Origin of the sequence: Mariniphaga anaerophila (assembly GCF_900129025.1) — a bacterium.
Lineage (GTDB): Bacteria > Bacteroidota > Bacteroidia > Bacteroidales > Prolixibacteraceae > Mariniphaga > Mariniphaga anaerophila.
In genome coordinates, this window is sequence record NZ_FQUM01000004.1 from 339,104 (window position 1) to 361,706 (window position 22,603).

General features: G+C 44.1%; 15 protein-coding genes. 7 read left to right on the top strand and 8 right to left on the bottom strand.

Annotated features, from left to right (window positions below; genetic code table 11):
- The first annotated feature begins 100 nt into the window (after positions 1 to 100).
- Positions 101 to 1,036: a CPBP family intramembrane glutamic endopeptidase gene (locus tag BUB08_RS09985; protein WP_073001299.1), complete on the top strand. Its 936-nt coding sequence runs from the start codon at positions 101 to 103 to the stop codon at positions 1,034 to 1,036.
- On the opposite strand, the gene BUB08_RS09990 is transcribed toward BUB08_RS09985, so the two are convergent.
- From BUB08_RS09990 to argH, 4 genes are all read right to left on the bottom strand, one after another.
- The gene (locus BUB08_RS09990; RefSeq protein WP_139249667.1) at positions 1,033 to 3,588 is read right to left on the bottom strand and encodes a TonB-dependent receptor; all 2,556 of its coding nucleotides are present in this window, start codon (positions 3,586 to 3,588) and stop codon (positions 1,033 to 1,035) included. The two genes, BUB08_RS09985 and BUB08_RS09990, sit on opposite strands and share 4 nt — an antisense overlap.
- 76 nt (positions 3,589 to 3,664) lie before the next feature.
- Positions 3,665 to 5,089 carry a glutamate synthase subunit beta gene (locus tag BUB08_RS09995; RefSeq protein WP_073001302.1) on the bottom strand — a complete coding sequence of 475 codons (1,425 nt, stop codon included), beginning with the start codon at positions 5,087 to 5,089 and terminating at the stop codon, positions 3,665 to 3,667.
- A gap of 37 nt (positions 5,090 to 5,126) precedes the next feature.
- Positions 5,127 to 9,641, bottom strand: coding sequence for a glutamate synthase large subunit (gene gltB, locus BUB08_RS10000; RefSeq protein ID WP_245820191.1), 4,515 nt, complete (start codon positions 9,639 to 9,641; stop codon positions 5,127 to 5,129).
- Positions 9,642 to 9,900: 259 nt separating this feature from the next.
- Positions 9,901 to 11,232 (bottom strand): argininosuccinate lyase, encoded by a 1,332-nt coding sequence (argH, locus tag BUB08_RS10005; protein ID WP_073001305.1) that lies wholly within the window; start codon positions 11,230 to 11,232, stop codon positions 9,901 to 9,903.
- 138 nt (positions 11,233 to 11,370) lie between these two features.
- On the opposite strand from argH, the gene BUB08_RS10010 reads away from it, so the two are divergent.
- The 3 genes from BUB08_RS10010 to BUB08_RS10020 are packed head-to-tail and all read left to right on the top strand — an operon-like array spanning position 11,371 to position 16,289.
- On the top strand, positions 11,371 to 12,990 hold the full coding sequence (locus BUB08_RS10010) for an ArnT family glycosyltransferase (protein ID WP_073001307.1): 1,620 nt from the start codon (positions 11,371 to 11,373) through the stop codon (positions 12,988 to 12,990).
- 2 nt (positions 12,991 to 12,992) lie between these two features.
- A complete protein-coding gene (locus BUB08_RS10015) occupies positions 12,993 to 14,630 on the top strand; it encodes an ArnT family glycosyltransferase (RefSeq protein WP_073001309.1) in 1,638 nt (545 codons plus the stop codon).
- Between the two features lie 6 nt (positions 14,631 to 14,636).
- Positions 14,637 to 16,289: an ArnT family glycosyltransferase gene (locus BUB08_RS10020; RefSeq protein WP_073001311.1), complete on the top strand. Its 1,653-nt coding sequence runs from the start codon at positions 14,637 to 14,639 to the stop codon at positions 16,287 to 16,289.
- 66 nt (positions 16,290 to 16,355) lie between these two features.
- On the opposite strand, the gene BUB08_RS10025 is transcribed toward BUB08_RS10020, so the two are convergent.
- The 4 genes from BUB08_RS10025 to BUB08_RS10040 all read right to left on the bottom strand — a co-directional run bounded on the left by BUB08_RS10025 (position 16,356) and on the right by BUB08_RS10040 (position 19,791).
- A complete protein-coding gene (locus BUB08_RS10025) occupies positions 16,356 to 17,033 on the bottom strand; it encodes a 2,3-bisphosphoglycerate-dependent phosphoglycerate mutase (protein ID WP_073001313.1) in 678 nt (225 codons plus the stop codon).
- Between the two features lie 64 nt (positions 17,034 to 17,097).
- The gene (locus tag BUB08_RS10030; RefSeq protein ID WP_073001315.1) at positions 17,098 to 18,165 is read right to left on the bottom strand and encodes a class I fructose-bisphosphate aldolase; all 1,068 of its coding nucleotides are present in this window, start codon (positions 18,163 to 18,165) and stop codon (positions 17,098 to 17,100) included.
- A gap of 11 nt (positions 18,166 to 18,176) precedes the next feature.
- On the bottom strand, positions 18,177 to 19,115 hold the full coding sequence (locus BUB08_RS10035) for a cation diffusion facilitator family transporter (RefSeq protein ID WP_073001317.1): 939 nt from the start codon (positions 19,113 to 19,115) through the stop codon (positions 18,177 to 18,179).
- A 58-nt stretch (positions 19,116 to 19,173) separates the two neighbouring features.
- A complete protein-coding gene (locus tag BUB08_RS10040) occupies positions 19,174 to 19,791 on the bottom strand; it encodes a TetR/AcrR family transcriptional regulator (protein ID WP_073001319.1) in 618 nt (205 codons plus the stop codon).
- Positions 19,792 to 20,239: 448 nt separating this feature from the next.
- Here BUB08_RS10040 and BUB08_RS10045 point away from each other — a divergent pair, with 448 nt between their 5' ends.
- The 3 genes from BUB08_RS10045 to BUB08_RS10055 are packed head-to-tail and all read left to right on the top strand — an operon-like array spanning position 20,240 to position 22,495.
- Positions 20,240 to 20,884 (top strand): TorF family putative porin, encoded by a 645-nt coding sequence (locus tag BUB08_RS10045; RefSeq protein ID WP_139249668.1) that lies wholly within the window; start codon positions 20,240 to 20,242, stop codon positions 20,882 to 20,884.
- 18 nt (positions 20,885 to 20,902) lie between these two features.
- Entirely contained in the window at positions 20,903 to 21,259 is a 357-nt protein-coding gene (locus BUB08_RS10050; RefSeq protein WP_073001323.1) for a P-II family nitrogen regulator, read from the top strand.
- Between the two features lie 21 nt (positions 21,260 to 21,280).
- On the top strand, positions 21,281 to 22,495 hold the full coding sequence (locus BUB08_RS10055) for an ammonium transporter (RefSeq protein WP_073001325.1): 1,215 nt from the start codon (positions 21,281 to 21,283) through the stop codon (positions 22,493 to 22,495).
- Positions 22,496 to 22,603 lie beyond the last annotated feature (108 nt).

Consider the following 22,603-nt stretch of genomic DNA (forward strand, 5'->3'; position numbering starts at 1 on the left):
AATAAAGCTTAAGGAAAAGCCAGCCAGATTTTTTGAAAACACCCAAACAGAATCATATCCTTTTTCTACATTTAAACTCTTCTAAAAACCTGAAATTGCGATGACAAGATTTTTTCTGTTTCTGCTTTTCTTCCCAATGGCGACCAACCTTTTCGCACAAGCTTCTGACTCCATTTCCAGCGAGTCGCCCGGGCTGCTGCCTCAATGGACGCTTTTTGTGCCGGGAGCATCGTACTACTACCAAAAAAACTATGTAAAAGGTACTGCTTTTGCGGCGCTTGAAATCGGAGGTGTTTTCATGGGAATAAAACACGCTCAAACACTTAAAAACAACAGCACCAGCCCGTACTACAACTATCCGCTGTTTTTGGGTTTGCAAGCATTTCAAACCGAAAAGCTGACCAACTTTAAAAGCCAGCTTGAAGTGATAAAACACCACAACCCCGGATTCAGGTACCACAACATTTCAGAAAAAGATCTGTACCTGGCGCCGTTTAAAATTGAGAATATTGTAACACCCATTACAGGTGGAATGGTTTTGCTGGCCGGAGTATTTTTAGCCATCGAAAAACATCAGGAAAAACACACAATATCGCAGGTAGACCAGATGTACTTTTTAAACCGTTATATTCCCAGAAACCAGGCACTCACTGCTTTTGGAGCCACGTCGCTGGCTATGAGCTGGTCGGCAGGCGTGGGAGAAGAATACATCATGCGAAATTACGTGCTGCCAATCCTCGATTATAAACACGGGCAAACCAAAGGGCTAATCATGTCAAGCGTGGCGTTTGGAGCGCTTCACTTCTCCAACCTGGCATTCGCCGAAAAACCGGACTTAAAAGGGACACTGCTGCAGGTAACCCAGGCCACGGCTCTGGGATTTATACTGGGCAGAGACGTTCAGAAACGAGGATACAATATTGGTCCGGCAGTGGCTGCGCACATGTGGTACGATGCGGTGTTGATGCTGGGGTCGTTTCTGATCAATCCTGAAGACAATTTCCTCGGAGTGAACATTAGACTGGGCATAAATTAAAAATTCCAGGTCACCCTCATCCCAACTATCCGCGGAGAACCCGGAATAAAAGTAGGCAATCCGAATTGTGCACCCCAGTGCCCGGCACTTGAAATATATTTTTGCTCCAGCAGGTTGGTTCCGTAAACACTAAGTACAAGGTTCGGTTCGCTCATTTCAAACCCCAGGTTTGCATTCAGAATTCCGAAAGCAGGTTGATCCAGCCCCGGAATATTGGCTTCGGTAAACCAATAGTGCGATTTCCATGCGTACCAGGGCGTTGCAAAAAGCTGCACCGTGCGGGCAATATTTACTCTTGCCGAAAACCCCGCAGAAAAGCTATGTTCGGGAGCCAGAGAAAAATTCTTCCCTGCATAAAGGTAGTCCTTTCCATCCACGCCTGTAGAATCGAAAGCCGACTGCATCCAGGCGTAATTTCCAAACAAATCCAAGCCCGGAATAACAGCCACCCGCAACGATGTTTCTGCACCATAAGAAGTAGCTTTCCCGTTAGCGGCCAATAGCCCGGTTCCCTCGGCTCCCAGCCATTGAAGTGTTTGAACGTTAAAATGCCGCCGGTAAAAACCGTTTGCATTCAAAAAAATCCGCTTCATTATAATTGCTTTCAAACCGGTTTCTCCGCTGTAAACTTTTTCGGCACCAACTACCAGCGGCTTTCCATCCCACGAATACTGCAAAAACTCAGGTTTTCTTCCTCTGGCGATATTCATGTAGAAATTAAAATTCTCAGTCCACCGAAAAGTAGCCCCTGCCTGGCCGGTAAACGACAGACTGTTTTTTGTTAACTTCTGCTGTTCAGTCGGAGCGTACAATAAATTGGGCGATGCACCCAAAAACGCTCCGAGAGCTGACGGTTCACCACCAGTAAATTCCGATTCATGCAAAAGCTGAAGCCGGTCGTAAACAGCACTTGCGCCCAATGTAAAAAACACACGTTTTCGCCACTGGTAAGTGTAGTGCAAAAAAGCACGAGCCGTTTGAGTTTTCCTTTCGCCAGCAGTCGCCTCAATGTGTTCTCCGGTAAGTGGAACACTTCCCATCGGATTGGAATCCAGCGACTGTGGAAACACCGGAAAACGGCTCTGTTCGGGAACCTGAAAATTTCCGGAAGCCGACAAAATACGGGAGATCAAACTGTCGTTCGAAAAAAGCATTTGCGATGCGTTCCCATTTTCCTGAAAATAGTTTACACCTATCGATCCGTTTGTTCGGCTCGCACGCACAAAATTGTACCTGATTTCCTGAAAAAAAGAGCTGTTTTCTGCTTCGCGATCCATATCAAGAGCCGGCATAGAAGTACCGTCAAAATCCTGGCTGGATGAAGAATTGCTTTTCCGGAAAGAAGTTACGGAAGTCCAGTAATTGTGCTCGTCTCTGAACAGCCGGTAAGTGAGCGCAGCATCCAACATTTCGGCTTCGGACCCCAGCTCTTTTCCACGGTTCAGCGATGCGCGGCCATTAAACAAGCCGGTATCTCCATCTTCATTCGGAATCCATCGGTTTAAAAAACCGATTCCCGGCTCGCTGCTTTTCCGGTAATTCATTTGCAAATCAATCTTGTGGTTCCATGCCGGCAAAAACCGAACAGAAAACCTGCCGCCCAGAACATTTTTCCCGCTGAGCGTTCCGCCAAATGTATTGTCAACATACCCTTTCCTGTCGCGATAAATCCCCGCTGCCCTCACAAAGAGAACATCTTTTATTACCGGATAATTATAAGCTGCCTGAACCTCTTTATTTTGAAAATTACCTGCACCAAGCCGGATATACCCACCGGCTTTATTGTTTGGTTTTTTGCTAATAAAATGAACCGCGCCGTTTAACGCCTCTCTTCCAAAAAGTACGTTCTGCGGGCCTTTTACAACCTCCACCCTTTCTATATCGAACAATTCGGAAGGGAGAAAACTGCGCTGCGACAACGGCACATTGTCAGCAAACACCGCCACCGCCGGCGACACTTCCGGAAAACCGGAATTTGCGTTGCCGCCCCAAAGCGAAAAAACCGAGTTGCCTGCGCCAAAGGATTCAACGCTCAGGGCAGGTTCCGACACGGCCAATTCTGACAAATCAGAAATACCAAGCTTATCGGAAAACGAGTTGGTAAATACCGAAACGGCTGTCGGAATATCAGAGATTTGCTGTTCCCGTTTTTGAGCTGTTGCTATTTCGGTTTCGAGAGAAACCGGGCCACGATTAAGCGCTATGTAATGATCGTTGTACCCCGTCTGCAGCACATAATCAACAGTTTTTGTCTGGTAGCCCAAACACGAAACTCTCAGCCGCAACCTCCCGGTCGGAAGGTCGGAGACCATAAACTGTCCGAACTCATTGGAATGAACCAGGTTGGTTAAACCGTCGATTTCAACACTGGCACCGGGAATAGGATTTCGTGCGGCATCGCGCACCAACCCACGAAAAACCACCTGAGGCAAACCTTGGCTCACCTGCTCCACATTGCGGTATTTTCGTTTTACACGCCCGCGCTTTTTAGGTTGCGCAACTGCACCAAAATAAATGGCAAATAACAGGGAAAATATAATAATTCGTTTCATCTTACTATCCTCTTCAGGTTTTATAAAACGAAACGAATTAATTAAAATTTTCCAACTAACCAATTAAGTCGCCAAATTATTCTTTTCTAAGAAAAGCATCCACATTTCGGGCGGCAACTTTCCCGGCTTCAATTGCACGAACAACAAGGCTGGCTCCGCTTTCGGTATCTCCGGCTGCGAATATCTTATTTACAGAAGTTTGCTTGGTTTGATTTACTTTCACATTGCCCCGCGGGTCATATTCCACCCCCAGCGAATCGAGCAACCCGTTATGAACAGGCTGGGTAAATCCCATCGACAACAGAACCAAATCAGTATCCAGCAGTTGGGTGGTGCCTTCCACTTCGTTCATTAGCCAGCGGCCGTTCTCATCTTTTGACCATTCCACCTGCACTACTTCGGTTTGTTTCAGCTTGCCGTTTTCGCCAATAAACCGTCTTGTGGAAAGGCTCCAGCGACGCTCGCACCCTTCTTTATGTGAGCTGGAAGTGCGCAATGTATTGGGCCAATATGGCCACGGATTATTCGCCTCGCGTTTTTCAGGAGGTTTAGGCAGAATTTCTATTTGTGTAACCGATTTTGCCTGCTGGCGGTTGGATGTTCCCACACAGTCGGAGCCAGTGTCGCCACCTCCGATTACCAGCACATTTTTATCTTTTGCCGAAATCTGTTTCTTTCCGGAAATGCTTTTCCCGGCAACCACTCTGTTTTGCAGAGTCAGAAAATCCATGGCAAAATGCACCCCGTCCAAATCGCGCCCTTCCACCGGAAGATCGCGGGGTTGTTCTGCTCCAAGAGCGAGCAAAATCACATCAAAATTCTCCAGTAACTCATCTTTGGAAATATCGACGCCAACATGAGTGTTGGTTTTAAAATCGATCCCTTCGTCTACAAAAATTTCCAACCGGCGATCAATCACCCTTTTATTCAACTTAAAATCGGGAATACCGTAACGAAGCAATCCGCCAATGGCATCATTTTTCTCGTAAACCGTAACAGAATGACCTGCCCGGTTGAGCAAATCGGCGGCCGACAAACCTGCAGGCCCCGAACCGATAACTGCCACTTTTTTGCCGGTACGAAATTTCGGCGGATTGGGCTTAATAATTCCTGCTTCAAAGGCCTGTTCAACGGTAGAACATTCGTTTTCACGAATAGTAACCGGTTCTTCGTGAATGTTCAGCACACACGACTTCTCGCATGGTGCCGGGCAAACTCGCCCTGTAATTTCCGGAAAGCTGTTGGTTGAGTGCAGAATATAATACGCCTCTTCCAGGTTCTCGCGGTAAAGAGCGTCCTGCCATTCTGGAATTTTGCTGCCTACCGGGCATCCCCAGTTACAAAACGGAATGCCGCAATCCATACAACGCGAAGCCTGAAGCTTTCTATCATTTTTATTGAGTGTCTGTTCCACTTCGCCATAATCATAAACCCGCTCTTTTGCCGGGCGATAACCGGCCTCAACGCGTGGAACTTTCATAAAACCTCTTGGATCTGCCATATCTTGTTTTCCTCTTTTCTGGTTAATAAATGAATTTTTACTCGTGCCTTGACGGATCGTCTTCGGTAAGTTGAAGTTTCTTTTTCAACTCCTGAAGCTTCTGTTCTTCCAACACTTTTTTGTATTCGAAAGGAATTACTTTCACAAACCTCGGAAGATATTCTTCCCAGTTGGTCAAAACCTTAGCAGCCAGCGTACTCTGCGTATAAATCAGATGATTATTAATAAGAGACTGCAATTCTATCACATCCGATTTATCTTCAACCGGAAGCAATTCTACCAAACCTTTGTTGCAGAAGTAATCAAAGTTTCCGGTTTCGTCCAGCACGTAGGCAATCCCGCCGCTCATCCCGGCAGCAAAATTCTTCCCGGTCTTGCCAAGAACAACCACCCGGCCGCCGGTCATGTACTCACAACAGTGGTCTCCGGCACCTTCTACTACGGCCTTCGCGCCTGAGTTCCTTACACAAAACCGCTCTCCGGCAACTCCCCTAATGTATGCTTCGCCGCGGGTTGCTCCGTAAAAAGAAGTGTTCCCGATAATAATATTTTCCTCGGGTTTAAAGGTGCTTCCCACCGGGGGCACCACAATTATTTTACCTCCTGAAAGCCCTTTCCCGATGTAGTCATTCGAGTCTCCCTGGAGCCTGAACGTGACACCACTCACAAGGAAAGCACCGAAGCTCTGTCCGGCAGTACCATTAAAAGTGCAGTTTATGGTATCTTCAGGCAACCCGGCCTCACCATATTTTTTTGATATTTCTCCGGAAAGCATGGCTCCGGTAGTGCGATCCACATTCACAATCGGATGTGAAATCCAGACTTTCTCGGCACCACGAATTGCTTTCCGCGCTTCTTTAATCAGGTCAAAATCGATGTGCCCTTTTGTTGGCCTGGTATTGGGATGTGTATTCCTGATTGGTACATTTTTAGCCTGTTTCGGCATATAAAGCAACCTCGAAAAATCAACATTCTTCATTTTCCAGTTGGTAACTTCAGGATTTACTTCCAGCAAGTCCGTGCGCCCTACAATGTCGTCGAATTTCGTGAATCCCATTTCAGCCAGGTATTCGCGAATTTCGCGAGCCATAAACCGGAAAAAATTGATGGTATATTCGGCCTTCCCGATAAATCGTTTACGCAGTTCTTCATCCTGGGTAGCAATTCCGGCAGGGCAGGTATTCATGTGGCATTTACGCATCATTACGCAACCAAGCACAATTAATGCAGAAGTTGAAAAGCCGAACTCTTCCCCTCCGAGACAAGCCAGAGTTACCACGTCGCGGCCGGTTTTAAGCTGGCCATCCACCTGAAGCTTCACCCTTCCGCGAAGATTATTCAGCACCAGGGTTTGCTGTGTTTCTGCAATTCCCAGCTCAACCGGCAGCCCGGCATGTTTGATTGAACTTGCCGGGCTGGCACCAGTACCGCCTTCTGTTCCGGCAATTACAATAACATCTGAAAACGCTTTTGAAACGCCGGCAGCAATAGTCCCCACACCATCTTCGGAAACCAGTTTTACAGAAACTCTGGCTTTAGGATTGGTAATTTTCAGGTCGTAAATGAGTTGCGCCAAATCTTCGATGGAATAAATATCGTGATGTGGCGGAGGCGAAATCAGTGTAATTCCGGGTGTGGAATTACGTGTTTTCGCAATTATTTTATTCACCTTGTATCCGGGCAACTGTCCGCCTTCTCCGGGTTTTGCACCCTGGGCAACTTTTATCTGCAGCTCTTCGGCATTTACCAGGTAATTGTTGGTTACCCCAAAACGCCCGGAAGCAACTTGTTTAATTTTGCTGTTTCGCAATGTATTGAAACGTGACGGATCCTCTCCTCCTTCTCCCGTGTTGCTTCTGCCACCAATTGTATTCATGGTAATGGCCAGCGCTTCGTGGGTTTCGATGCTGATTGACCCGTACGACATGGCGCCGGTAACAAAACGTTTCATGATTTCTTCTTCCGGCTCCACCTGATCCAGCGGAATCGGATTCTTTTTCAGATTAAAACACCCACGGATAAAAGCCGGTTGTTTATTCTGTCTGTCTACCAGCGTAGTAAACTCTTTAAACTTTGCGTAATCGTTGGTACGTGTTGCCCATTGAAGCAACCCGATTGACTCCGGATTCCATGCATGGTGAAGGCCGTTTTTACGCCAGGAGTAAACTCCTTCCGTTTCGAACCGAAACGGTTCAGGAGTAGTTTCCTTTTCAAACGCTTTTTCATGGAAAAGCATGGCTTCACGATAAATTTCTTCGAAGCCCACACCTCCTATTTTTGCAGCAGTACCGGTAAAATATTTATCGACCAGCTCTTTGTTTACGCCAACCGATTCGAAAATTTGTGCACCATGGTAGCTTCTTAATGTAGAAATCCCCATTTTAGACATCACTTTCAGCAATCCTTTATCGATGGCTTTTATGTAGTTTTTCCGGGCTTCTTTGTATTCCAGTTCTACCTTTCCTTCTTTCACCAGATGATCTATTGCGGCAAAAGCCAGATACGGGTTAATTACGCTGGCTCCGTATCCCAAAAGAAGTGCGAAATGATGCACTTCGCGCGCCTCGCCGGTTTCCACAATAATACCCACCTGCATCCTTTTCTGCTTTTTAATGAGATGGTGGTGCACTGCGGCAACAGAAAGCAGAGAAGGAATGGGAGCCTCGTCTTTATTGATGTTACGGTCGCTAAGAATAATGTAGTTTTTTTCGTTATCGACCGCTTTTTCTGCTGTATTCAGCATTTTTTCCAGCGCTGCTTCGAAACCCTTTACTCCTTTATTTACCGGGAAAACCATCGGAATCACTTCATGAGAAAACATTTCGTCCTTCAGGTCTTTAATCTTTCCCAGGTCGGTATTGGTAAGAATCGGCTCCTGAAATTTTATCAGATTACAATGGTCGGGTGTTTCTACCAAAATATTGGAATGAAGCGAGCCGATATAATTGGTAAGCGCCATAACCAGTCCCTCGCGAATAGGGTCGATTGCCGGGTTGGTAACCTGGGCAAACATCTGCTTAAAGTATTCGAAAAAGCGCCGTGGCTTTTCAGAAAAAACAGCCAGCGGAACATCGTTACCCATTGAGCTGGTTGGTTCCACGCCCGACATGCACATGGGCTGAATCAGCGCATACATATCTTCTTTGGAGTAGCCGAATTCTTTGGAATATGTATCAAAATTATCGATGGTGGAAGGCACACGGTGCTTTACCTTAATGTCGTCCATCATCAATCGATTTTCCTTCAGCCACATCTGGTATGGGTTCCGGTGGCTCAACTGATCTTTCACCTCTTCGTCTGGAATAATAATGCCCAGTTGTGTATCCACCAGCAGAATCTTACCCGGGCGCAAACGTCCTTTTTCCTTAATTTCTTCGGGTTTGAAGGTTTGCACACCCACTTCGGATCCCATAACAATGAGGTCGTTTTTTGTAATTACGTAGCGCGACGGGCGCAGTCCGTTTCTATCGAGGGTACCACCAATGTAGCGGCCGTCGGAAAAAACCATGGATGCCGGTCCGTCCCACGGCTCCATAATAGTTGAATGGTATTCGTAAAAAGCTTTCAGACTTTCAGGAATCGGATTTTTTTCGTTGAATGATTCCGGAATCATCATACAAAGCGAATGCGGCAGTGTCCGTCCGGTCAAGTGTAAAAACTCAAGCACGTTGTCAAACGAAGCAGAATCCGATTTTCCGGGTTCAATTACAGGAAGCAGCTTTTTCAGGTCGTCCCCAAAAACTTCCGATTTCATTAAAGCTTCGCGCGCCTGCATCCACAATCGGTTACCTTTAATGGTATTTATTTCGCCATTGTGCGCCACAATACGAAATGGCTGCGCCAAATCCCACGTAGGGAACGTATTTGTACTAAAGCGAGAATGCACTAAAGCAATCGCACTTTTGAATTTTTCATTTTTAAAATCGAGGAAATAGTTACGCAACTGTTCGGGCGTTAACATTCCTTTGTAAACGATGACTTTTGCAGAAAGGCTGGGCTGATAAAAACTCTCTTTATACTTCAGTTTCGATTCCCGAATTTCCTTTTCTGCCAGTTTTCTTACAACGTACAATTTACGTTCGAGGTCGTCTTTTTCCAGGTTTGCCTTTACAAAAACCTGTTTAATTGAAGGCTCTGTGGTTTTGGCAATTTCTCCGGGCACCGAATGGTCAACCGGAACATCGCGGTAACCAACCAAAGTAAGCCCCTCTTCTTTAATGTGCCTGGAAAGCACTTCGACGCACAAAGCCGCCTCTGCTTCATCTTTCGGAAGAAAAACCAATCCGGTTCCATACTTCCCCAAATCGCCAACAGGCAGTTTTAACTCCTCTGTAATAAACTCATGCGGAATCTGCATTAAAATACCTGCCCCGTCGCCGGTAGAATTATCGGCATTAACAGCGCCACGGTGATCCATGTTCAGCAAAACCTCTAATCCCCGTTTGACGATATCGTGTGATGGGTTACCTTTTATATGGGCAACAAACCCAATTCCACAATTGTCATGTTCATTCTCCGGATTATAGTACCCTTGCGCACCAGGTAATCTCATCTGTAGCATTTTTAAGTCCTTTTAAAATTTTCAAAAAATAACAAAAGCAATAAATTTCATTAATATATTGTAAAACTGAAAGACTTTATCAGCTTTTACTAACGAAATGCAACCAAAAGTACACAATGAACAAAAAAAAGCACAATCGTCCTTATTCAAAAGATGTGTTAAATAACATAGAATTAACCTTGATTTTCAACAAAACAAAGGCCACAAAACAAAATTATGTTAACTATAACAGTAGTTTCAGAAGCTGAATTTACGCCAATAAATTTCGAATAGCGTCATCCATTTTTTCAAAATGATAATTTCTTACTATTCCTTCTTTTTTTTCTGCAATCTTACCGATACACAAATTTCCGATGCTTCCTTCGTGCGTATGATTTACTGATTTATCCGGCCGGAAACTCCCGGCTTCAATATCTGCAGCAACCTGTTTATAGGCCTCGCGAAACGGAATTCCCTGCAAAACCAGTTTATTCACCTCTTCCACACTAAACAGGTAATCATACCTGGCATCATCCAGAATATTTTCGTTTACCTTCAGTTTACCCAAAGCGAGGTTTGCAATGGACAGGCAATCGTCCAGTTCGCCAAACATGGGCAGAAAAATCTCTTTTACCACCTGCAAATCGCGAAAATATCCACTGGGCAGATTATTGATGGTTAATGCAATTTGTTGCGGAATCCCCTGAATTTTATTGCATTTTCCACGAATCAGCTCAAAAACATCCGGGTTCTTTTTGTGTGGCATAATGCTCGACCCCGTTGTAAATTCAGGAGGAAGAGACACGAAACTAAAATTCTGGCTGTTAAACAGGCACACATCGTAGGCAAGTTTCGACAGTGTAGCAGCAATGTTTGCCAATGCAAAAGAGACAATTTTTTCAACTTTTCCCCGGCCCATTTGCGCGTAAACAACATTGTAGTTCATGTTATTAAAACCCAGCAAATCGGTGGTCATCTGGCGATTTAAAGGGAACGAAGAACCGTACCCTGCAGCCGAGCCCAGAGGATTTTGATTGGCAATTTTAAAGGCGGAAGAAAGCAGCTCCAAATCGTCGGTCAAACTTTCGGCATAAGCACCAAACCACAACCCGAATGACGATGGCATGGCCACCTGCAAATGAGTATAGCCCGGCATAAGCACATCTTTGTGCTGTTCACTTTTGCTAAGCAACGTATCGATCAACTGTCCGGTTTCCGCGACTACTTCGCGTATACTTTCGCGAATAAACAGTTTCAAATCAAGTAAAACCTGATCGTTGCGCGAACGGCCACTATGAATTTTTTTACCCAAATCACCCAAATCGCGGGTTAAAAGAAACTCTACCTGAGAATGAACATCTTCCACGTCCTGCTCAATTTTAAACTCTCCGTCAACTGCCTTTTTATACAGTTTTTTCAGTGCATCCAACAGAACCGGAAGTTCGGCCTTTTCGATTAAACCGACCGATTCGAGCATGGTTACGTGGGCCATCGAGCCCAAAATATCAAAAGGCGCCAGATAAACATCCAGTTCGCGATCTTTTCCTACAGTGAATTTTTCGATGGCTTCATCAACAGTGATTCCTTTTTCCCAGAGTTTCATGCTATAAAAATTGAATTTTGAGCAAAGATATAGATTTTGAGCCGAAACAATTTGCCGCCGGGGGTTTTATAATTCCTGAAAAAATTACGACTTTTGCGCTGCACCAATTAGTAAGGCAGGCATAATACATTCAAATTCATGCTCGAAAACAGAACAATCAAAATAATATTTTTTGCATTAACAGGATTAGCGCTGGCCATCTACTTTTCTGGCCTTTCGATAGATGTAACGCGCGATGCAGGAAAATATGCTACGGTTTCAAAAGAAGTTTTTCAAAACGGCAATTTCATAAACCTGACCATACACGGAGAACCATACGACCAAAAACCGCCGCTGCTGTTTTGGGTTGGGGCGCTTGGCTTTTCCATTGGAGGGATTTCAAATTTCTGGTTCAAATTTCCGGTGTTGCTGCTTGTATTTTTAGGTTTTTACTCGGCTTACGGCCTGGGCAGAAGCCTGTACAACCGGCGTGTAGGGCTGCTCACCGCATTTATGCTGGCCTTTTCCCTCATTTACACGCTATACAGCATGGACATCCACACGGATACGCCGCTCCAGGTTTTCATCACATTTGCCCTTTGGCAACTTTCTGAATTTATTCAAACCAAGCGAAACAAAAACTGGATTTTAGGATTCATCGGAATTGGTTTTGCCATGCTGAGCAAAGGCCCGATTGGCGCGGCTATTCCGGCTTTTGCCGTTGTAGGCCACATTTTGCTGAAAAAAGATTTTCGCTTTTTAAAAGATTACCGCTGGTACGCGGGCATTTTACTCGCTTTTGTTATTGTCAGTCCGGCATTGATTGGCCTGATTAACCAATTTGGTTGGGACGGAATCGTTTTCTTTTTCTGGGATAATAATGTGGGACGGCTAACCGGAACATACGTAAAACCCAACCACGACCCTATATTTTATGTACACAACCTGCTTTACCTGTTCCTGCCGTGGAGTCTGCTTTTTTTCGCTTCGGCATTTATGGAACTAAAAACGCTAATTAGCAACAAATTTAAAACTTCGGAGTATTTTACATTTACAGGTATCTGGATATTTTTTATCATTTTGAATGCTTCAAGAAGTCAGTTGCCCAATTATATTTTTGGAATCGTTCCGCTGATTGCCGTTCTTACTGCCAAGTGGGTTGACATTGCGCTCCTTCGCAAATCGCAACTGCTGAAAGTTTTCAGATCGATTCAGGCAGTGGTAGTGGCTATGCTTTGGGTTGCCGTTGGAATAATTGCACTGTATCTTTTTCCCATTCCGGAATGGCAGGCAACAATAATTGCCTTGCTCGGATTAACTGCAACCATCTACATTTTCAGGAAAAGCAAAACAGCTATTGCACGACTAATTTTGCCGTCGGCCATTGCGTTTGCATGTTTGGCCTGGCTTTTAAATACCGATGTGTTTCCTTACATTTTCAGTTACCAGGCTCCGCCCAAAGCAGCCAGATTTTATAACGAAAATGCAGCGCCCGGCGAAAAGCTTTACAATTTCCACTATTCGCAATTCGAACTGTTTTTTTATAGCGAGCCACAAGCTGAGCAGCTTTCGTCGAACGAAGAGATGAAAGCAGTTGCCGGCAAAAAGGGAAACTGGATTTTCACCGACGACGAAGGATTTCAACTCATCTCTGCGCTAAAACTAGAGCCGGACACAGTAATTGAATACCAACATTTGTATTTAAACCGCGGAGGACGGTTTATTAATCCCAAAACCCGCCACGACGTACTTCAACCCATGTACCTGATAAAATATTAATTATGAAAGGCGTGCAAAAAAAATATGTATGGGTGTTTATTCCGCTGCTGTTTCTGCTCTATTCTGCACCCAGCGCACTGGATTACGTTTTTCATTTTCCGGATGAAAAATATTACACGGATGCGGTGCTGCAAATGATGGATAAGGACGACTATTTTACACCATATAAAGCTGACGGCTCCTACCGCTTTTTAAAACCCATTGCAACTTACTGGACGCTAATTGGCAGTTACAAAATACTGGGAGTCAGCAAATTTTCTTCCCGGGTTCTGTTTTGGCTGGCTGGCGCATTGCTGGTTGCTGTTGTTTTTTTTATGACCAAGTCGCTTACAAAAAAACGCGAAACAGCAATAACTGCCGCATTTATTACCGCAGCCAACCCGCTGGTATTAATGAGCTCCAGCCGATCCATCCCCGATATTCTGCTGGTTCTTTTTCTGACCATCAGCGCGTGGGGTTTTCTGGAAATAATGGTGCATGAAACCCCGTCAAAAAAATTTTACTGGATGGCCTACCTCGGTGCAGCTTTTGCTTTTGAAACCAAAGGACTTCCGGCTGCAGCATTCGCCGGAATCAGCTTGTTATACCTGCTGTTTAATCCATGGCAACGCAAAAAGCTGAAACAGGTTCTGCACCCCGGAGCAATTTTACTGGCCGTTTTTATTGCACTCAGTTGGTTTGTGGTTATGTACATCGAACATGGCTCCGAATACCTCAATTCCTTTTTTGCCGACCAGGTAGGATACCGCGTTTCTTCAAAAATAATGCAGGTGGTAAACAACACTTTTCTGGGTGTGGCCAACCTGATTGCTTTTACCCTGCCATGGATTGTTATTGCATTTTCGAAACCCGCAAAACTAAAAGCATTTATTACCGGCACAGATAAACCGACCAAAGCAATATTAGGGTTTATTGCCATTTGGACGCTGTTGGTTATTGCCATGTCAGGCGCTGTTTTCAAATTTTACGACCGCTACCTGCTCCCGGTAATTCCTCTAATTTCGCTGTTTTTTGCATTGGTTTTTATGAACTCGGAAACCCGTTTTAAAAAGCCATCAATAAAAATATTTGCCGGGTTAGCCATGCTGGTTTTAGCCATCAATATATTATACGCCGTTTTTATTTTACCAGACAAAATTTTGGTTTTAGGAACAATTGCCGGAACACTCCTTGTGGTTTTATGGCTGACCGGAACCTTCAAAGCAATCAGTTCTGAAATTATTTTAGCAAACCTCGTTTTGCTACTCTTTTTCAGCATACATATATTATTGTATCCGCTGCTAATGCCAAACCCGGGCGAACAACTGACAGAAGCCATCCAAAAAGAACAGGTTTCGGGCAACGAAACTGTTTATGTTTACGGAAATATCAGAACAGCATCTAACATCAGAATCCACAGTCATCACAAAATGAATGTGGTGAGCATGGACACTGTTTACACGCTTCCGGAAAATCCAAATCACCTGCTGGTTTTCAGTCCGAAAGAAGAACCTTTTCTGGATTTAAAAAACTACAGTATTCTACCCGGGTCAGAAGAATGGAAGCGGGTTCCCGTTGAAAAATTTCCCTCTTTTTTGCAACCGACAATTAAGAATATCAAAAAAAGCGGAACAAAATATTTTGTAGCAAAACCCAAGTAAAAAAACATGAACAACCTCACAAAAAAACATTATTACCTAATCGGAGCCTGGTTTGTTATCAACCTGCTGCAGGCCATTTTTACGGGGCTGCATTCCGACGAGTCGTATTACTGGATGTATTCGGAAAACATGGCGTGGGGATATTTTGACCATCCGCCCATGGTGGCACTAATTATTCACCTGGGGCATTTGCTTTTGCCCGGAGAGCTGGGCGTGAGGCTTGTAATTATTCTTCTTTCCACCGCAACATTTGCGCTCATTTTAAACGAATTGAACGAGAAGAAAGATCTGTTTTTTCTGGGGGTATTTGTGCTTTCTTTTCCGCTACTCCACACGCACATTGCAGGGTTTCTGGCCATTCCTGATATTCCTTTGCTATTTTTCACACTGTGGTTTATCATCCTCTACAAAAAATTTCTGAAAAGGCCTTCTCTTCCAACCTCCGTTTTACTGAGCGTAGTAGGAGCCGCTATGATTTACAGCAAATACCACGCTTTTCTGGTAATTGGGCTCACGGTGCTTTCCAACCTCAAACTGCTTCGAAATAAATATTTCTGGGTTACAGTTGCATTAACAATTGTGCTATTGATACCCCACGCCTGGTGGCAAATCGAAAATGAATTTCCAACGTTCAAATACCACCTGGTTGAACGAGCCAAACCGTTTCGATTAAAACACGTTACCGACTATTTACTGAACCAGTTGGTAATGGCCGGGCCACTTACCGGGATACTGATTTTCTGGAAACTGACTAAATTCAAAATAAAAAACGATTTCGACAGGGCGCTCATTTTTAACATTGTCGGGTTTTATGCAGTGTTTTTTCTATTAAGCTTCAAAAACAGAATTGAAGCACACTGGACTGCGGCAATAATGCCCATGCTGATGTTTGCCACATATCCGCTGATAAAAAACGATGCCAAGGTAAAAAAGTGGTTCACAAGACTGGCGGTTCCGATAATCGCACTGTTACTTCTTTTCAGAATTTACCTTGCGCTGGATGTGATTCCGAATGTTGGCCATACAAAAATTACTTTTTACAACCGCGAAGCCCACGCCCTGGAAATAAAGGAACTGGCACAGGGAAAGAAGGTTGGCTTTTTCGACAACTACGCAGCCGCAAGCAATTACATTTTTTACACCGGAGATTCGGCAGTGCACCTGTCAACACCAAATTACCGGTTTAACCAGTACGATTTGTGGGACGAAGAAAAGTATGCAGAAGGAGAAACAGTATTGGCCATACAATCGAAACACCTGAACCCGCCCCACCTGCAACGGATGGCAACCGGACAAATGCGGGGCTACATAATAATAGAAAAATTTCAGTCGTTAAAAGGGCTTCAAATCGAAGTACAAAAAGCGGAAGATGCGGGAAATAACTTTCAGTTCGAAATAAAACTGAGCAACACCAACGCGCGCCCCATTTTTGCAGAGCACGTTTCTGAACCGGTTTTGGCAGCAATGCAAGACCGCGCAGAACTCGTTTCGTTGCCGCTTTATTCTGCATTGAACCAACAAAAATTAGAACCAGGAGAGAAAGCAACCGTTAGTATTTTGGTTCCGAAAGAAAAACTGGACATTCAACACCCCGTTACGTTTTATACCCGTTCCAAAGAAAACATCCGGGGAGAAATCATTTCATACAAGATAAAATAGGCATCTCATATTCCGAAGCGGGTCAGTCCCCGCTTCCCGAATATGATTCTGCTTGTATGCTGAACACTATTTGTTTTCTTTTTCCAGTTTGCCGTTTTTATACTCGTAATAAATCGGTTTTCCGGTGGGTATTTCCAGGCCGAGCACCTGTTCTTTTGTGAGATTTTCAATAAACATCACTATTGAACGCAGACTGTTGCCATGCGCCGAGACCAAAACATTTTCGCCGGCTTTTAAATGCGGAAAAATGCTTTCCTCGAAAAAAGGAATTGTGCGCCCGGCAGTATCTTTCAGACACTCCCCTTTTGGAGGCGGACAATCATAACTTCTGCGCCACTGATGAACCTGTTCGTCGCCATATTCTTTAGCTGTTTCAGCTTTATTTTTTCCCTGCAACTCGCCGTAGTAGCGTTCATTCAGGTGCCAATCGCGATAAACCGGAATAACGCTTTTCTCCATTTCAGGATTATAAATTGTCGTCCAGTCTTTCATTTTCCCTTCATCGTGAATAACGGTTGGCGTTTTACTGCTTTTGTTTTGCGCCAGAGCAATCATTGCTGTTTCAATTGCACGTATCTGAAGCGAAGTAAACACCACGTCAAATTCAGTAGCTGAAATTTCTTCGCCTGCATTTAGCGCCTCTTTTATTCCGTTAGAAGAAAGCGGAACATCCACCCATCCGGTAAACACATTCTTTTGGTTCCAGACAGATTCGCCGTGCCTTATCAATACTAATTTTGCCATAATTCTGAATTTAAAAACCGCCGGCAAAGCATTTTCACATCACCCCGCCGGCAGGTTTAATGTATTATGCTACTGTAATTGATTGATCCAGGTAAACCGACTGAACGGCTTCAATAATAGAAACACCGTCTTCAAAAGGTTTTTGGAACGCTTTCCGACCAAGAATCAACCCGCTTCCGCCTGCACGTTTATTAACAACAGCAGTACGTACTGCGGCAGCCATATCGTTTTTACCGGATGCACCGCCTGAGTTAATCAACGGAATACGTCCGGCATAGTTATTCATTAACTGATAACGGGCCAAATCGATAGGATTATCCGAAGCCAGTTCGGTGTAAATCCGTTCGTCGTAACGGCCAAATTTTTTACCGTCGCTGTTCAGCGCTTTGTAACCGCCGTTGGTTTCCGGCAATTTCTGTTTAATAATGTCGGCTTCGATAGTAACACCAAGGTGATTGGCCTGCCCGGTAAGGTCGGCTGAAGCATGGTAATCTTTATCTTTTTTGAAATCGCTGTTACGCAGGTAACACCACAAAATGGTGAACAACCCTTTTTCATGTGCGTAAGCAAACATTTTACTGATTTCCACAATTTGCCTGTCGGATTCGGCCGAACCAAAATAGATGGTAGCTCCCACTCCGGCAGCTCCCATATTGTACGCCTGATCAACCGAACCAAACAAAATCTGGTCGAAAGTATTTGGCGAAGTCAACAGTTCGTTGTGATTCAATTTTACAATGAACGGAATTTTATGGGCATATTTCCGGGAAACACTTCCCAGAACTCCCAATGTAGATGCCACTCCGTTGCAGCCGGCTGCCATGGCGAGTTTTACTATATTTTCAGAATCGAAATACATCGGATTCTTCGCAAACGATGCTGCTGCTGAGTGCTCTACTCCCTGATCCACAGGAAGAATTGAAACATAACCGGTTCCGGCAAGGTGCCCGGAATGATACAAGCGGTTTAAGTTTCCTAATACCCGGTTGTTACGGTCGGAGCCCATAAAAACCTTATCTACCATTTCTTTTTCCGGAGCAATTATCTGTTCCTTTTTAATTTTTGGAGATGAAAAATCAAGCAATGATTTGTCGTTGCCTAACAGTTCCTGAATTTGTTTTGTTTGTAACATGATTTTTACTTTTAAAAACTGTTAATCAAATTGTTATTTCCGCCGCAACAGTTATATCCCGTTTGCAGCGTTATATGTTTTATTCCGAATTTTTCGGATAATAAACGCTCTGCATTTTTTCTGACCGCCATCATCTCGGTCATGTTTACATCTTTTTTCAGGTTAAGATGCGCCTCCAGATGAACCTGCGAATCGTCGAGTTTCCACACGTGCAAATGGTGAATATCTGCCACCCCGTCAATCTGCTCAACCTGTTTCTTTATTTCGTCCAGATCGATATTATTGGGAACTGCCTGCATCAGAATATCAACGGTTTCTTTTACAATACCCCAGGTGTGCCAGATAATGTAAACACCCACCAGTACAGTAATCAGCGGGTCGAGCCAACACACATTCCAAAACCAGATGGCTGCACCGCCGGCAATTACCGCAACCGACGAAAGCGTATCGCCCAGCAAATGCATGTATGCTGCTCTCACATTTAAATTTTGCGCCTTATCGTTGTGCAAAAGAATAACTGAAATTAAATTGGCCAGCAACCCAAATGTTGCCACAATCAGCATTAGTTTCCCTTTTATGGGCTGAGGATTCGCAAAACGCTGGAACGCCTCGTAAAAGAGGAAAATACATATTGCAATGAGCACAATTCCGTTAAAAAGTGCCGCCAAAATTTCCACCCGCTTATAACCAAACGTTTTTTGAGCATCCGGTTTTTTCCGGCTTATTTTTCCGGCAACAAAAGCAATAAAAATGGCAGAAGAATCGCCCAGATTATGCAGGGCGTCAGAAAGCAGCGACAAACTATTAGAAACGACACCACCGACTATCTGCACAATTGTAATGGACAAATTCAACAGAGTTGCCCACAGCAATTTTTCACCGCGCAAATTGTTGTGATGATGATGGTGTTCGTGTTTATGAACTGTCTCCGGTTTGTTTGCTTCCTTCATTATTCTACTTTTATCGTTTATAAATGTCACTAAAAAGGGCGTGTTTACTAATTCTAACTCAACTTTCTATTTTCATGATTTTCTTCCATCCGGCGGTTGAAAATTCAAGGTACTCGCTGATAAAATCTTCCAACTCGGCATGCGACAAATCGTGCATAACCAATTCGGAAATTGTGCTCATCCACCACGAACTCAGCGTATGAATAAAAAAGACTGAAATCTCAGCATTAATCTCGGGATACTTTTTCTTCATCAGAGAGATGTACTCTTTGCCAATTCGAGTGTGGTGTTCAATGCTTTCTTCGCGAAAGTTTTGCAACGAAGAGCCGGATGCTTTAAACAGCAACAATTGAAAATCGGCTTTAAAATTGTCAACCAGCTCAACAAAAATCCGAATCTGTTCGTGCATGTATTCGTCAGAAGAAAACGTATCAATATTAATATACCTGGAGCTGTTGTGTTCTTCCGCCAACACATCGAGCGCGCTCAAAAGCCCCGACAACAGTTCACGAAATATTTCGTCTTTATTTCTGAAGTAATTGTAAATATTACTCAGGCTAACTTCTGCATTTTTTGCGATACTGCGCATGGAAGCATCCTTAAAACCTTTTTCCTGAAACTCTTCCCGGGCTTTAACCAAAATAACTTCTCTGATATTTTCTTTCTGTACCTGCATTAATGAACACTGTTCTTTTATGCAAAACTACACAAATGCCACGGGGACTATTCTCCTGCCACTACTGAATTTACATAAACTTCACCCATCGGATTATTCAGAACACCTACAAAAAACCAAAGCAAACCACGCCAAAACACAAAACACTAAAGACACAAAAACTCACGTACTTTTATCATTTTTCTATTTTATTTATTATTTTCTATCATTTTACTTTATATTAATACGTATTTTAACTATTTGTTAAATCACTATTTTTAAAATAGAAAAAATAGAGGCGTAAACAAAAAACATATCATTTTTGAAACCAAAAATGAATTAAAACAAGGGGATATCACAATAAATTTCAAAAAAAATTGAACACTTAATACAAAAAATAAGGGGTCAAACCAGAAATACAAACAAATTCAATAAAAATCAAAACAGGTTTAACTTAAAAATTCAAACGATGAAAAAAACATTTTTACTTGCAATGAGCTTACTACTGGCAGTCGCTTTTTCTATCGACGTAAAAGCGCAGGAGTGGAGTACCGGACTCGACATTTACAGCAGCTACGTCTGGAGAGGAACTAAATTTGGAACCGGCCCGGCTTTTCAGCCATCTGTTGAATTCAGCGCCGGAGGTTTCGCAATTGGTGCATGGGGTTCGTACTGCGTATCAGACGACGAAGCAGCAGAAGCCGACCTTTATGCCAGCTACGAATTTGTATTGGGCGAAAGCGCATCTCTGGCTTTTACAGTTACCGACTACTATTTCCCGGGGACAAGCTGGACTGAAGGTGATTCTCACTATTTCGAACCGATGCTGACTTTGGGACTGGGCAGCTTTTCCCTCACCGGAGCATACATGATGAACAGCGGAGAAGGAGACATTTACCTGGAAGCCGGACTTTCGGCCGGAGCAGTTGACTTGTTTCTGGGCGGCGGGGACGGCGCTTACACTGTAGACGGAAAATTTAATGTTTGCAACATCGGCATCGGAACGTCAAAAGAGCTGAAAATCACAGATACATTCTCGCTCCCCGTTTCCGGGGCAGCCATTCTCAACCCCTCATCCGAACAATTTCACATTGTAGTGGGAATTTCATTATAAAACATAAAACAGACAATTATGAAAAAGATTGAAGCAATTATTCGAAAAACAAAATTCGAAGAGGTGTGGGAAGCCCTAAGGGAAGCAGGCATCGAATTTTTCTCGTACTGGGATGTGCGCGGTGTCGGCCAAGACAGGGAAGGCCGTGTATATCGCGGGGTTATTTACGACACTAGCACAATTGAACGCACTATTCTGTCGATTATCGTACGCGACAAAAACGTGGCAAAAACCGTAAACGCAATCCTTTCTTCTTCACGCACAGGAGAAATAGGCGATGGCAAAATTTTCGTTGTTCCCATCGAAGAGTCCTACCGAATCCGCACAGGAGAAAAAGGAGACGAATCACTTTACATCAAAGGAAAAGAAGAGTAAAAAAAGCAAAAAACATTTATCATGGAAGAACTTTCGATTTCGATTAACAACATATGGGTTTTGGTTGCCACATTCCTTGTAATGTTTATGCAGCCCGGTTTTGCGATGGTTGAGGCAGGTTTCACCCGGTCTAAAAACACTGCAAACATTCTGACAAAAAACTTGATGGACTTTGCCATTGGCTCCATTTTGTTTTGGATTATTGGTTACACTTTAATGTACGGCGATTCAATAGCTGGTTTTATTGGCAAACCAAGTTTGTTTTTTAACGACAACGGCATTGGCGATTACGCCAACACAACCGATTTAATGTTCCAAACCGTTTTTGCAGCTACCGCAGCAACAATTGTTTCGGGAGCCGTGGCCGAACGCACAAAATTTAATGCATATCTAATATTCACAATAGTAATCACCGTTTTCATTTACCCGATTTCGGGGCACTGGAAATGGGGAGGCGGCTGGCTCGATCAACTGGGATTTCTGGATTTCGCCGGTTCAACAATAGTTCACTCCGTTGGCGCCTGGGTAGGACTGGCAGGAGCAATTATGTTAGGCCCCAGAACCGGGAAATACGTAAAAGGAAAGGCAAAAGCCATCCCCGGACACAACCTTACTTTTGCTGCACTCGGAGTATTCATTTTATGGTTTGGCTGGTTCGGCTTCAACCCGGGCTCGCAGCTCGGTGCCGCCGGAAACGAAAACACAGTAGCCATTGCTCATATTGCACTCACCACCAACCTTGCAGCAGCTGGCGGAGCGGTTTCGGCTCTTCTCATTTCGTGGTGGCGCTACAAACGCCCGGCTTTGTCGCTAGCACTTAACGGCGCGCTGGCCGGACTGGTTGCCATTACTGCAGGCTGCGACATTGTGAGCCCCGGCGGAGCACTCATTATTGGTCTGGCTGCCGGAATCATTCTTGTTTTCAGCGTAGAAATAATTGACCAAAAATTTAAAATTGACGACCCGGTAGGAGCAGTTTCCGTGCATGGCGTAAACGGTGCTTTCGGAACGCTGGCCGTTGGGCTATTTGCCACAGAAGGCGGCCTGTTTTACGGCGGTGGCGCCAGCTTGCTAATATCGCAGATAATTGGCATAGTTGCCGTTTTTGCATGGGCATTCGGATTAGGACTTATTCTTTTCAAAATAATAAAAGTAACAATCGGCTTGCGTGTATCCAAGCGCATTGAAGAAGAAGGTCTCGATGTATACGAACATGGAGAAAGTGCCTACAACTAAACACCTTCTTCAGCTTTTTAGTCTGTAGCTGTCTGTTTGGAGCCGCTACGTAGGGGCGGCTCCTAATTTTTTCAAGCAGCAAAAAATACATCAACAACAATACAATAC

Coding starts and splice junctions, on each gene's coding strand:
- BUB08_RS09985 (WP_073001299.1), top strand. CDS start 101: ATGACAAGATTTTTTCTGTTTCTGCTTTTCTTCCCAATGGCGACCAAC.
- BUB08_RS09990 (WP_139249667.1), bottom strand. CDS start 3,588: ATGAAACGAATTATTATATTTTCCCTGTTATTTGCCATTTATTTTGGT.
- BUB08_RS09995 (WP_073001302.1), bottom strand. CDS start 5,089: ATGGCAGATCCAAGAGGTTTTATGAAAGTTCCACGCGTTGAGGCCGGT.
- gltB (WP_245820191.1), bottom strand. CDS start 9,641: ATGAGATTACCTGGTGCGCAAGGGTACTATAATCCGGAGAATGAACAT.
- argH (WP_073001305.1), bottom strand. CDS start 11,232: ATGAAACTCTGGGAAAAAGGAATCACTGTTGATGAAGCCATCGAAAAA.
- BUB08_RS10010 (WP_073001307.1), top strand. CDS start 11,371: ATGCTCGAAAACAGAACAATCAAAATAATATTTTTTGCATTAACAGGA.
- BUB08_RS10015 (WP_073001309.1), top strand. CDS start 12,993: ATGAAAGGCGTGCAAAAAAAATATGTATGGGTGTTTATTCCGCTGCTG.
- BUB08_RS10020 (WP_073001311.1), top strand. CDS start 14,637: ATGAACAACCTCACAAAAAAACATTATTACCTAATCGGAGCCTGGTTT.
- BUB08_RS10025 (WP_073001313.1), bottom strand. CDS start 17,033: ATGGCAAAATTAGTATTGATAAGGCACGGCGAATCTGTCTGGAACCAA.
- BUB08_RS10030 (WP_073001315.1), bottom strand. CDS start 18,165: ATGTTACAAACAAAACAAATTCAGGAACTGTTAGGCAACGACAAATCA.
- BUB08_RS10035 (WP_073001317.1), bottom strand. CDS start 19,115: ATGAAGGAAGCAAACAAACCGGAGACAGTTCATAAACACGAACACCAT.
- BUB08_RS10040 (WP_073001319.1), bottom strand. CDS start 19,791: ATGCAGGTACAGAAAGAAAATATCAGAGAAGTTATTTTGGTTAAAGCC.
- BUB08_RS10045 (WP_139249668.1), top strand. CDS start 20,240: ATGAAAAAAACATTTTTACTTGCAATGAGCTTACTACTGGCAGTCGCT.
- BUB08_RS10050 (WP_073001323.1), top strand. CDS start 20,903: ATGAAAAAGATTGAAGCAATTATTCGAAAAACAAAATTCGAAGAGGTG.
- BUB08_RS10055 (WP_073001325.1), top strand. CDS start 21,281: ATGGAAGAACTTTCGATTTCGATTAACAACATATGGGTTTTGGTTGCC.